The organism is Pyramidobacter porci (assembly GCF_009695745.1).
GTDB classification, from domain to species: domain Bacteria; phylum Synergistota; class Synergistia; order Synergistales; family Dethiosulfovibrionaceae; genus Pyramidobacter; species Pyramidobacter porci.
Genome location: NZ_VUNH01000003.1, coordinates 276,060 through 287,798, shown reverse-complemented (window position 1 = coordinate 287,798; position 11,739 = coordinate 276,060). Strand labels below are relative to the sequence as shown.

Genomic DNA, 11,739 nt, shown 5'->3' with positions numbered 1-11,739 from the left:
TTACTCACCCGTCCGCTGCTGAAATGTACCAATCAACCGAAGTCTCTCAATCCATCTCCGCTCAACTTGCATGTGTTAAGCACGCCGCCAGCGTTCGTCCTGAGCCAGGATCAAACTCTCCGTTAAAAATTGATCGAGCTCATACACTAGCTGTCTCTTCTTCACCATATTCACTTTTCAAGGTGCTGCATCGCGACCGTTTTCGGCGCGACCGGGTTAATATACCACTACTCTTTTAAGAATGCAAGCCCCGATTTGTCATCTCGTAGGGATGCCAAGTCCGAAGATGCAGAGCTTGCGCTTGCGCCTCATCCCGTATTTGCACGTGCTGCAGGTCTTCAGCATCTGCAACTTCTAAGTTGCGTTTTCTCCTCATGGGGCTCCTGGCAATTTTCTCGAGAGATTTTCCGTAAGCGATTGCCCTGAGGACGACGGCTTTTCCCTATGGACGCAGGAGCAGATAGGCGCAGGACAAACTGACGATCTGCAGAAAACTCAGGACCACCAGCACTCCGAACGGCGACAGGCCTTTATCCAGCAGACGATGATGAATATGACTCCGGTCGGGATAAAAAGGCGACTTCCCCGCGGCGACACGACGGACGATCGCCGCCAGGGTGTCGATCACAGGCACGCCGCCGACGAAAAGCAGCAACGCGCAGAACTTGTAAATGCCGAGATTCATCGGCAGCAGCCAAAGCACCGTAACGGCCGCGGTAAAGTACCCCAGCAGGTAGACGCCGCCGTCCCCCAAGAAAGTTCTCGCCTTGGGGAAATTCCAGAAAAAGACCCCTGCGATCATGGCGATAACCGGCACAACCTCAGTCGAAGCGCTCATCCAGCCGATAAAGCTCAGACTGAGAAAGGCCATGGAAAGAGCCAAGCCGTTGATACCGTCGATAAAGTTGTAAGCGTTCGTCACGCCGGCGACCCAGAACAACAGAACGCCCATATGCAACGCATCCTGTTGTCCCACCATGAGCAACGACACGGCGGCTGCAAAGAAATGCACGACCAGCCGTCCGAGCGGGGACAGAGAAAGCATGTCGTCCAGGTAGCCGGCAAAAAAAACGATCGTCGCGCCGGTCACGATGATTCTCAGTTCGAACGAAACCCGGGCAAAGAGCAACGCCCACATCAGCAAACCGCTCCACAAAACAAGCCCGGCACCGCGCGGCACCGGGTCATGATGGATCTTGCGTTGATCCGGGTAATCCATCATGCCGTAACGCTCCGCCAACATGATGGCGATGGGAGTCATCCCGCCGCCCCACAACAGAAAGATCACAAAAAGCCAGAACGGCTTCATCAACGAGTTCCGAAAATACGGTCTCCTGCGTCGCCAAGGCCGGGAACGATATAACCGTGCTCGTTCAGATGACTGTCAAGAGACGCGACAAAGATATTCACGTCGGGATGCTGCTCGTGCACGACCGAAACGCCCTCGGGCGCGGCGATCAGGCAAACCAGAGAGATTTTTTTGCCGCCGCGCTTTTTGATCAGGCTGATGGCTTCCGCCGAGGAACCTCCGGTCGCCAGCATCGGATCGAGCAGGAAAATATCGCGTTCCTCGATATCGCCCGGAAGCTTGCAGTAGTACTCCACCGGCTGAAGCGTCTCCGGATTGCGGTAAAGGCCGATATGCCCGACCTTCGCGTTGGGGATCAGATTCAACACGCCCTCCATCATGCCCAGCCCCGCGCGCAGGATCGGCACGATGGCCAGTTTCTTGCCCGCCAGTGCATAGGCCTTGGTGCGCGTGATCGGAGTTTCCACGTCGATCATCTTCAGGGGCAGATCGCGGGTGATTTCGTAGACCATCAGCGAAGCGATCTCCGCCACCGTCTCGCGGAACGTCTTCACGGGCGTGTTCTTGTCGCGGATAATGCTCAGCTTGTGCTGCACGAGCGGATGATCGAAAACCACCACCTGACCGGCATCGTTCATAAAGGCTCGATTCGTGCTGCGTTCGTAGGCGCAGATCTTCTGCGTGCGGCGCACATGGCGCCCGCCGTCGAATTCGGTCGCCAGCCAGGTATCGACGATTTCCATCGCCGTCGGCTCATCGATGACGCGCGCTCCCAGGGTCAGAACGTTGGCGTTGTTATGACGGCGACTCAGGGCCGCAACCTCTTTATTCCAGCAGTCCGCCGCGTAAACTCCCGAGACCTTGTTGGCGGCGATCTCCATGCCCAGCCCCGTACCGCAGACCAGAATGCCGCAGTCGGCGTCGCCGTGAGCCACGCTGCGCCCCACCTGCAGAGCGATATCGGTATAATCGCAGGAAACCTCCGCCGTGTCGGTGCCAAAATCCTGCACATCCAAGCCCTCACGCCCCGTCAAATGAGCGATGACCTTCTGCTTCAGCTCATACCCCGCGTGATCGGAACCAATAAGAATTTTCACGATGAAATTTCCCCCTCAAAAGAAGTTGATTCGCCGACCTCCAGTCATTTATACGGAACAAAGCTATTTTGCCACAGTTGCATAAAAAAAGCGAGGTCATCCACAAAAAGTGGACGCCTCGCCTTCGGGACCGGCAGTTTTCAGCCAATAACCACGAGAACGTCGCCGCTGTTCACGGCCGAGCCTTCGTTCACGCGGACCTCCAGCACCTTGCCGTCGCGGCCGGCGGGAATTTCGTTTTCCATCTTCATGGCCTCGAGGATCAGAAGATTGTCATTGGCCGTCACGGTGTCGCCCACCTTGGCAAGGACGCGCAGGACTTTGCCGGGCATAGGCGCCGTCACTTCCGTGCTGCCCGCCGGAGCGGCAGCGGCCGGCGCCGCCACCGGAGCGGGCGCCGCCTTGGGCGCGGTAACTGCAACAGGAGCAGCAGCGGGCGCCGCCGCAGCGGGAACCGCCTGAGGCGCCGCGACAGGAGCGGCGCCAGCAAGAGGCTCGACGTTTACGTCATAGGACTTGCCATTCACGGTAATCTTATACATCGACATTATGAGTATCCTCCTCAGTTGTTTTTCAATTAAGATATTTTTTCGGATTTCAGGCGCACTGACCCGAACCGTCAGTCGCTAATTCCAGCGGTCAGAGAGAGCTCCCTGCAGCGCCTCAATGCGTCCGCAGGCGATCCATGGCGTTTCGTCGCTGCCGATCAGGTGCACGCCGGCCGGAACGATCGATCTGATGGACATCGCAGTCCCCGTCTGCGCCGCGATCGCCGCCGCGATAACGGCCACGAGTTCGTCGTCCGAGGCCGCTCCGACGTGAGCGGGAGCAGCGCCTGCAGCAACTTGCGCAGGGGCGGAAACAGCCGCTGGGGGTTTTCCATTGCCGGCGACTTTGGAAACAACGCGCATGGCAAAGATCACCAACGTCAGTCCCGCCAAAACGAGGAAAACGACGCTGAAGGCAATCAGGGAAAGAGCCGTAGCACCGCCCATTCCTCCAAAGGACGCTGCTAATGTTTTTACTGCTTCGGTAGCGGGCATCGCTCTTCCTCCTCACTAGTTGGGCATGACGCCGTGCTTCTTGCGGGGCAGGGCTTGACGTTTTGTGCGATGAGCCTTCAACGCCTGAATGACTTCGTACCGGGTTTCTTCGGGGAGGATGACCTTGTCGACATAGCCGCGGCTGGCCGCCTGGTACGGCGTCGCAAAGGCGTCTTCATACTCGCTGATGAGCTCGGCGCGCTCAGCCTGAGGATCCTTGGCCGCTTCGATCTCCTTGCGGAAGATGATATTGGCCGCGCCGGCCGCTCCCATGACGGCGATCTGCGACTGAGGCCAGGCAAGGACAGAATCGGCTCCCAGAGCCTTGGAACACATGCCGATGTAAGCGCCGCCGTAAGCTTTGCGCATCACCACCGTGATCAGGGGCACCGTAGCCTCGCTGTAAGCGTACAGCATCTTGGCGCCGTGACGGATGATGCCGCCCCACTCCTGCGCCTTGCCGGGCAGGTAGCCGGGGACGTCGACGAACGTCACGATCGGAAGGTTGAAGGCGTCGCAGTGACGGATAAAACGGCTCGCCTTATCAGAGCAGTCGATATCGAGACATCCCGCCATCACGCTGGCCTGATTGGCGACAATGCCGACCGGCATGCCGTCGAAACTGGCATAGCCGATCACGATGTTCTTGGCCCACATCGCCTGAACCTCGACGAACTTGCCGTCGTCAACCACGGCCTTGATCACGTTGTGCACATCGTATCCCTTGTTGGCGTCGGTAGGCACCATGGTGCGCAGGGCCATCTCCGTGCGGGAGACGGGGTCGCTCGTCGCCACGCGGGGCGCGTCGCCCATGTTGTTGCTGGGCAAGTAGCTCAGCACGTCACGAACCTGCCGGAAGCATTCCTGCTCCGAAGCGGCAAAGAAATGCGCGTTGCCGGAGCGGCTGTTATGAGTTTTGGCGCCGCCCAGTTCCTCGCTGGAAATCTCTTCGCCGGTCACCGTCTTGATGACGGCGGGGCCCGTAATATGCATGATGCTGATCTTGTCAACCATGAAGATGTAGTCCGTCAGAGCGGGGCTGTACACCGCGCCGCCAGCCGTCGGACCGACGATGACCGACATCTGCGGGATGATGCCGCTGGAAATGGTATTGCGGTAGAAGATTCCGCCGTAGCCGTCCAAAGCGTCAACGGCTTCCTGAATACGAGCTCCGCCGCTGTCGTTGATGCCGACGATCGGACAGCCGTTGCGAAGGGCGAGGTCCATGACTTTGCAGATCTTGGCGGCGTGCATCTGTCCCAGAGAACCGCCGAGAACCGTAAAGTCCTGGCTGAAAACGTAAACGATGCGTCCGCCGACCGTGCCGTAGCCCGTGACGACGCCGTCGCCTAAATATTTTTTGTTCTCCATGCCGAAATTCGTGCAGCGATGTTCCACAAATTCGTCGAGCTCGACGAACGATCCCTCGTCCATGAGGAGATCGATCCTTTCACGAGCCGTGAGACTGCCCTTGGCCTTGTGCTTGGCAACGGCCTTCTCGCCGCCGCCGGCCGCCGCCTTGGCGCGCTTGTCGAGAAGCACATTGCAAAGCTCATCGATGGTTTTTACCGCCATACTGGTACCTCCTTGAAAAATATGAACTGCCGTTAACGCCGTTTATCTTTAACGCTCATCAGACGTCAATCCGTGAGGCGCTTGACAAGAATGGGGCTCGCCCTTTCCTTCGCCGAAAAAAAACAATAATCATACTCTATCAGTAATTCGGGCAAAGTCAATCACGAATTGCTCCTTGTTTTCCCGTGCGCACGAGGGCTACGGAGGAAGGCGAAAACCGCCTACAAATAATAACAGAGAATAACGAAAAAAGCTCTTATTCTTCTTGCTGAATTCTTAAAAAAATGCGAGAAACACGTCCGACAGAATTTTAAACATATCGAAAACCAAGGAGCGCTCCGAAAAACATCATCAGACCGCCGACAAGACAGAGCCACAAGACCGAGCGAAGATAAATCAACATCGCGCCGCCCCCGGGGTAACGGCCCGTCTGAACGCCGCGGATCAGCTTTACAAGGAAGAACGTCGCCGCAAAGAGAACGAGGCCCAACAGGGCCTGAAAATTGAGGGCCGGGAGCCCCATGATGATCTTTTTTTCCACGTTGTCCCTCCTGGGTGCGAAATATACGACGATAATATCACAATCCACTATTCCTATGGCAGTGAGTCCAATGATTGCGGCAATAATACTCCTTCATCAATCAGAAAGCCGGACGCAAGGGGGCCGCGAGGAAGATTCGCAAAGCGAGCCCTGATTTTCAATTGAAAGGCAGCATCGGAAATGCCGCGTTTCAAAAGAAGACTGTTTTTCAGCCATAGAACTATCTTTAAAGACATCGCTCCGCTCCATGTATAAGCAGCGTTTCAGCGCTGGACAAAATTTAGCAAAAAATAACAACGCGGGTGACTCAACCGGCTTTCGAGACGGGTTCGGCCACAGAAGAACCCGGCGGCGCTCCGAATGCTAAATAAATCACAAATAAATACGATAATTTGACAGCATAATCCGATATATTACTGCTTACTATACACATATATATTTATTATAACAAACTTCAATCCTCATTTCGTTTGGTATTGCACGAACTTCTTCCATCGCCCCCGCGCCGACACGCCGAAGCGACGCGGCGAAAAGGAAGTTCGGCGAAGCACGTCACACATTAATTCAGGAGGTATGCATGGTCACACAGTGGAAGCGAAACATCGCAGAAAGTTTTTGGATCCTGTCGCTGGCGGGCGTTTTGTCGCTCGGCAGCCCGTGGAAAATTCAGGCCGCCGATTACAGCAACGCGGACTCGTTCCCCGCGGCTCAGCTGACGCCGGGCGGCGTCGTCAACGGGCTGAAGGTTTACAGAGTCCTGGACGCGGGCGGGCAGCCCTTCGATAACATCTCTTTGAGCAGCGGCCACGTCAACGCGTTCCAGTGGGAAGGAGCTTTTCCCACGCCGGCGCCGGTGGAGGACAACACGCTGGTCATCGTCGAAGGCAAAACGCTCAAGCTCGACTACACCGAGACGACCGGCCTCGTGCTGACCGCGAACGAGCAGAAGCATCATAAAATCCTTTCCATCGGCACGGAAGACGCGCCGATGGACGCCATTACCATCGGCGGCGCCGTCCGTTTATGGCAACAGGAAGCGTTGATCGCGCCGCGAAGAACCGCGCACGGTATTTCGCTGATCGGCAGGAACATCAACCTTTTCGTCAACGAGGCTCACTATCCGGGGCTCGAAAGTACGCAGACGCACCGCACTGTCATGACAGACGGCGCCTTTGCGAACGGAAGCTGGATCGAAGTGCAGGCCAAGGAGAAACTGACGATCTCCGGCGACATCGGCGTCGGCACCGTGCGTGGGTGGACGGGCTCAGGCGTCACGGATCCCGATTCGTTCGGACTGACGGGCAGCCGCGACGGACGCATCGAGATCAACACCGACGGGGCTCTCGGCGGAGGGACCGTGCAGATCGACGGCAACCTCGGCGCGGCGCAATACGGGGGCGGCACCGATACGCTGCGCGGGAACCAGCTGCTCGTCCGTTTCCCTACGGCCGATTCCTGGCTGCGCGGCCGAACGGTGGATTACTGCGTCAGACTGGAACGGGACAGCGCCCTCGACGAGGGCGTGCGCCTTCGGTTCGAGCGCGGCGCGCGGTGGATGATGACCGCGACAAGTTCGCTCAGCGATCTGCATCTTGACGAAACGAGCGCTGTCGACGTGACCTACGCCGACGCCGGGTTCCCCAAGGCGGGAATGCGCGCTCTCAACGTGTATCGCCGCATGAGCGGCAACGGCGCCGTGAAAATGGATATCGACCCGGAGAACAAAAAGAGCGACCGGCTGTACGTCTACGGCACGCACGAAGGATCGCACCGCATCGACCTGGTCAACGTGGGCGCGGGCACCGAGGGCGCGGAAGGAACGGTGCTGGCTTTCGTCAAAAACGAACAGGGCGAGTTCCGCGCCGGCGACACCGAGGGCGCTCTCTACTGGAACGCCTACGAGCTGGGACGCGCCGACCGCGCCGCCGGCGACGAAATGGAGTACAACATGTTCGACACGCAGTGGTATCTGAAGAAGGTCACGATCGTCCCCGATCCCGTTGAGCCGGACAAGCCCAAGCCGACGACCACCGTGCGCATCGACGCGGCGGCGAACGCCGTGAACTACCACGCCTGGCGCACGGCCAACGACCAGCTGCATTCGCGCCTGGGCGAGCTGCGTCTGGACGGCGGCGCCAAGGGCGCGTGGTTCAGGGTCAGTCAGAGCAAATTCGAGCGCGCCGGACAGTACGGCCTGGAGAACAAGTACAGCGCCTACGAGCTGGGGTACGATTTCCTCAAGCTGCTGCCCGACGGCACGAGACGACACTACGGCGCTTCGTTCAGCTATCTCGACGGCGAAAGCGACTACCGCAGGGGCACTGGAGACAACGACGGCAAGACCGTCAGCCTGTACTGCACCGACATCCGCCCGACGGGGGACTACATCGATGTGGTGCTGCGCGCCGGCAGCCTGAAAAACGACTACACCGTCTACGACAGCCACGACAGGGCGATCGAGGGCGAATTCCGCAACTTTGCTCTCTCGCTCAGCGGCGAGTACGGCAAGAAGTTCGCGTTCGAAAGCGGCTGGTACGTCGAACCGCAAGCGCAGCTGACGTTCGGCTGGCTGCGCGGCGACGACTACGCGACGAACACCGGCGTCAGCGTGGAACAGGAAAACTTTTCGAGTCTTGTCGGACGAGTCGGCGTACAGGCGGGACGCAGCTTTGCCAAGGGAGTGCTGTACGCGCGGCTGAATCTGATGCGCGAGTTCCTCGGCGATTACGACGTGACCATGAGCAAGGGAGCCGCCGCGGTCAAGACCAGCGACGATTTCCGCGACACATGGTTCGAGTATGGTATCGGCGGCTCGTTGCGCGTCGGACCGGCCGCTTACGGTTACTTCGACGTGATGCGCAGCGCCGGCAGCGACTTCAAAGAAAAATGGAAATGGAACGCCGGTCTGCGTTTTGAGCTGTAAAAAACAAAGCATATCCAAATTTTTTCTTCGAAATAGTACAGCATCGGAAATCTGTTCCGCAATATCCGTACCAATATGAAAAAGGCGCTTTCTCCTGTCGTTGGAGAAAGCGCCTTTTTAATTAAAAGATAGTATTGTATCGATCAGCGGTTCCTTAATACGTTCCGTCAAGAAACAGTATGAAAAGGCACGAAGCCTTTTTAACGAAATTGGCATCAATCCTGAAAATGAATCTGTTTCAATATGTCCACAGCCACCTGGAGCGCCCGCTTGCCGTCCGAAATCCCGACCAGAGGCTGGCGCCCCTCGCGCACGCAGGTCATGAAGTGCTGAAGCTCCTGCTTGAGCGGCTCCCCTTTCGGCAGCAGAGGATGCTCGATCACTTCGATCAAACTCCCGGCGGCCGACGTCTGCGGCGCGTGATGAACCATTACGTCCTGGGTTTCAAAGTTCACGGAATAGTACTTGTCGCGGCACATCACATCCATCTGGCGCAGGCGGCGCTCCGCCACCCGGCTTACCTGAATGTCGGCGACCGCTCCCGACTCGAAAGCGATCTGAGCGACGGCAAGATCTTCGTGATTCGTGCGGATCTTGCGGCCCATCGCGTTGATCGCCGCAATTTCGGATTTGACAAGCGAAAGCACAATATCGATGTCGTGAATCATCAGATCGAGCACGACCCCCACGTCGCCGATCCGCGACGAAAAGGGGCCCTGGCGGCGTGACTGTATGCAGAGCGGATCGTTTCTGATCTCGCCGTCAAGATAACGAATCGCGCTGTTAAACCGTTCCACGTGCCCGACCTGGAGAACGATGCCGTTGTCCCGGGCGATATCCAAAAGCGCCGAGGCCTGCTCCACAGTGCTCGTTACCGGTTTCTCGATCAGCAGGTGAATCCCCTGTCGGGCCAGACGGCTGGCCACGTCAAAATGAGCAACGGTCGGCACGACAACGCTGATCGCTTCGGGGCTCTGTTCGCCAACGAAACGGTCCACGTCGGTATAGGCCGGCACGCCATACTGCGCTCCAATCTCCTCTGCGGCTGAGAGAGAACTGTCAACGACGCCAACCAGCTTTGCTCCCATCAGTTCTTTGTATATGCGCGCGTGGATACGGCCAAGATGTCCTACTCCGATGACGCCAACTCGGATGCTCCCCACATGATTCACCCCGTTTTATATGTTACACTGCTCTTTTTATCTTATCACGTACACTCCGATTTTTGTGGCCTTTCAGTCTGTATTGTAAGAAGCATTCGCGGGTCGTTTTCTCGAGTGGAGCGTCTGTGGGAGTAGAACAGATCGGTTTGGCAGCATGTGCACTGGGATTCGAGGAAAATGCGTTCGGCAGGAACGCCCTGTTCCCGCAGCTGGCTGGCGATCTGTTTTTTCAGGTCGATCAGCGCGTATTCGGCCGAAACGCGGACGGCCTCCGGATCAAAGATTTTCAGAGCTTCGGCCGTAGAAGGATCGTCCATGCGGCGGCTGTAGCACGTTCCGGAAATACACGGCCCCACCCACGCATAAAGGTCCTGCGGAGCGGCGCTGCCAAATTTTTCGCGGGCCAGCGCCATTCCCGAAGCGCAGATATTTTTCAAAGTTCCCCTGAAGCCGGAATGCAACGCCAGAATCCACGGCTTCATCCCCAAGGACAGGATCAGCACCGGCGCGCAGTCTCCGAAGCGCAGTCCGCAGGCCGCATCTCCGGGTGCGATCAGCAGACCGTCGGCCCGATCTTTCCCGGGATAGCGGAGCGCCCGGTCTGCGGAGAGAACGCGCGTGCCGTGAACCTGGCTGAGCAGGACAAACGGGGCACGCGCCGCCAGGCGCTCGATCTCGTCCTGCGCGCGGACGCCTTTCAAGGAGATCCGCACATGAAAGGGAGCCCGCGGCGGCAGCGGATAATCGTAAAAACCGCAATGCGGCGCGATCGTAAAAGATTTACAGCCATCCATCGTCCTTTATCCGCCTCCTGACCGTGCCGATGAAGTACAGACTTCCGCAAAGAATCACGGGATTGCCCAGCGCCACGGCGGTTTGCAGAGCCGTCAGCGGATCTTTCACCGCCAGCGGCTCGCCCCCCCACGAGAAAGCGGCCGCCGTCCGCGCCAGAATCTCGGCGCTTTCGCAGCGCTGCGCACCTTCAAGCTCCACGCAGAACAGCCGCGCCTGCGGAAACGCCCGGGCATACAGCGCCAACGAGGCGGCGTAATCCTTGTCAGCCATGGACGTGTAGACAAAGCTGAGCGGACGGTCGCCGTAAAGCGCTTTCAGCGACCGGATCAGCGCGGCCGTGCCGTGGGGATTGTGAGCGCCGTCCAGAATCACGTCGGGATTACGGTGCATGACCTCCATGCGTCCCGGCCAGGAAACTTCCGCCAGCCCCTTTTCCATCGCCCCGGCGCCGACCGGCAGCCGGTCGGAAATCATTTCCAGGGCCCGCAGCGCCAGCGAAGCGTTTTCAGGCTGATGCAGCCCCGCGAGCCGGACGAAGCAGCGCCGCGTTCCCTGCGGCCCCGCATAGGTAAAGCAGTTCCCGTCCAAAGAGGTTTGCACGCCGGCAACTCGACAGCGCTCGGAAAAGATCTCGCCGGCCGCGTCCACCTCCGCACAGCGAGAGCGGAACTGTTCGTTCAGCGCCGTCTCGCCGCCGCAGTACAGAGCTTTTCCGCCCGGCTTGACGATGCCGAACTTCTCCGCGGCGATCTCGCTCAGGCTGTTGCCGAGCAAATGCATGTGATCCATTCCCAGCGGAGTGATAACGCTCAGCAGAGGCCGGCGCAGGATGTTCGTGGCATCGAGCCGTCCGCCCAGCCCCGTTTCGATCACCGCAGCATCGACCTTCTCCTGCTCAATCAGCCAGAAAGCAGCCGCCGTCAGCGCCTGAAAATATCCCAGACGGACCTCCGGCAGCTTTTTCAAAACCGCATCGACCCGCTCCAGAGCGTCCAGCCATTTCTCGCAGCTCAGCATCTGCCCGTCGACCAGGAGCCGCTCGCCCAAACACGTCAGATGCGGGCTCGTGTACAGGGCCGTCCTGTATCCTGCGGCGCGCAGCATGGAATCGAGACAGGCGGCCGTAGAACCTTTGCCGTTCGTTCCGGCGATATGAACGGCAGGAAATCTCGACGGATCTCCCAGTTCCTCAAAAACTTTCTCTACAAAAACAAGCCCCGAAATCGACTCGGGGCTTGTCAGAGAGTTCAGGCGCTTTTCGACAGCATCCCAACACTCGAAACGATCCATTTT

10 protein-coding genes and 1 rRNA gene are annotated in these 11,739 nt (G+C 58.3%); 1 reads left to right on the top strand and 10 read right to left on the bottom strand.

What is annotated here, in order from left to right; genetic code table 11:
• The 7 genes from FYJ74_RS04605 to FYJ74_RS04575 all read right to left on the bottom strand — a co-directional run.
• Nucleotides 1-126, bottom strand: a 16S ribosomal RNA gene (locus FYJ74_RS04605); the annotation flags it as partial.
• Between the two features lie 316 nt (nucleotides 127-442).
• Entirely contained in the window at nucleotides 443-1,309 is an 867-nt protein-coding gene (locus FYJ74_RS04600; protein WP_154528397.1) for a glycosyltransferase family 4 protein, read from the bottom strand.
• Complete coding sequence (gene upp, locus FYJ74_RS04595; RefSeq protein WP_120372010.1) at nucleotides 1,309-2,406, bottom strand: uracil phosphoribosyltransferase; 1,098 nt, start codon at nucleotides 2,404-2,406, stop codon at nucleotides 1,309-1,311. The genes FYJ74_RS04600 and upp overlap by 1 nt, the downstream gene beginning before the upstream one ends.
• A 140-nt stretch (nucleotides 2,407-2,546) precedes the next feature.
• Nucleotides 2,547-2,954, bottom strand: coding sequence for a biotin/lipoyl-containing protein (locus FYJ74_RS04590; RefSeq protein ID WP_154528396.1), 408 nt, complete (start codon nucleotides 2,952-2,954; stop codon nucleotides 2,547-2,549).
• A gap of 78 nt (nucleotides 2,955-3,032) precedes the next feature.
• Nucleotides 3,033-3,449: an OadG family transporter subunit gene (locus FYJ74_RS04585; RefSeq protein ID WP_229769336.1), complete on the bottom strand. Its 417-nt coding sequence runs from the start codon at nucleotides 3,447-3,449 to the stop codon at nucleotides 3,033-3,035.
• Between the two features lie 15 nt (nucleotides 3,450-3,464).
• Nucleotides 3,465-5,024 (bottom strand): acyl-CoA carboxylase subunit beta, encoded by a 1,560-nt coding sequence (locus FYJ74_RS04580; protein ID WP_120372012.1) that lies wholly within the window; start codon nucleotides 5,022-5,024, stop codon nucleotides 3,465-3,467.
• Nucleotides 5,025-5,334: 310 nt separating this feature from the next.
• Complete coding sequence (locus FYJ74_RS04575; RefSeq protein ID WP_154528395.1) at nucleotides 5,335-5,565, bottom strand: flagellar biosynthesis protein FliR; 231 nt, start codon at nucleotides 5,563-5,565, stop codon at nucleotides 5,335-5,337.
• 577 nt (nucleotides 5,566-6,142) lie between these two features.
• Here FYJ74_RS04575 and FYJ74_RS04570 point away from each other — a divergent pair.
• Nucleotides 6,143-8,488 carry an autotransporter family protein gene (locus tag FYJ74_RS04570; RefSeq protein WP_154528394.1) on the top strand — a complete coding sequence of 782 codons (2,346 nt, stop codon included), beginning with the start codon at nucleotides 6,143-6,145 and terminating at the stop codon, nucleotides 8,486-8,488.
• A gap of 215 nt (nucleotides 8,489-8,703) precedes the next feature.
• On the opposite strand, the gene FYJ74_RS04565 is transcribed toward FYJ74_RS04570, so the two are convergent.
• From FYJ74_RS04565 to FYJ74_RS04555, 3 genes are read right to left on the bottom strand one after another with little or no spacing between them, the layout of a single operon-like run.
• The gene (locus tag FYJ74_RS04565; RefSeq protein WP_199674672.1) at nucleotides 8,704-9,651 is read right to left on the bottom strand and encodes a Gfo/Idh/MocA family protein; all 948 of its coding nucleotides are present in this window, start codon (nucleotides 9,649-9,651) and stop codon (nucleotides 8,704-8,706) included.
• A gap of 44 nt (nucleotides 9,652-9,695) precedes the next feature.
• Nucleotides 9,696-10,445, bottom strand: coding sequence for a polyphenol oxidase family protein (locus FYJ74_RS04560; protein WP_120372015.1), 750 nt, complete (start codon nucleotides 10,443-10,445; stop codon nucleotides 9,696-9,698).
• Nucleotides 10,432-11,736, bottom strand: a complete 1,305-nt coding sequence (locus FYJ74_RS04555; RefSeq protein ID WP_154528393.1) for a bifunctional folylpolyglutamate synthase/dihydrofolate synthase — start codon at nucleotides 11,734-11,736, stop codon at nucleotides 10,432-10,434. The genes FYJ74_RS04560 and FYJ74_RS04555 overlap by 14 nt, the downstream gene beginning before the upstream one ends.
• Between the last annotated feature and the right edge of the window lie 3 nt (nucleotides 11,737-11,739).

Excerpts from the sequence above, each read along its gene's own strand:
- FYJ74_RS04600 (WP_154528397.1), bottom strand. The coding sequence starts at position 1,309 with ATGAAGCCGTTCTGGCTTTTTGTGATCTTTCTGTTGTGGGGCGGCGGG.
- FYJ74_RS04590 (WP_154528396.1), bottom strand. The coding sequence starts at position 2,954 with ATGTCGATGTATAAGATTACCGTGAATGGCAAGTCCTATGACGTAAAC.
- FYJ74_RS04585 (WP_229769336.1), bottom strand. The coding sequence starts at position 3,449 with ATGCCCGCTACCGAAGCAGTAAAAACATTAGCAGCGTCCTTTGGAGGA.
- FYJ74_RS04580 (WP_120372012.1), bottom strand. The coding sequence starts at position 5,024 with ATGGCGGTAAAAACCATCGATGAGCTTTGCAATGTGCTTCTCGACAAG.
- FYJ74_RS04570 (WP_154528394.1), top strand. The coding sequence starts at position 6,143 with ATGGTCACACAGTGGAAGCGAAACATCGCAGAAAGTTTTTGGATCCTG.
- FYJ74_RS04560 (WP_120372015.1), bottom strand. The coding sequence starts at position 10,445 with ATGGATGGCTGTAAATCTTTTACGATCGCGCCGCATTGCGGTTTTTAC.
- FYJ74_RS04555 (WP_154528393.1), bottom strand. The coding sequence starts at position 11,736 with ATGGATCGTTTCGAGTGTTGGGATGCTGTCGAAAAGCGCCTGAACTCT.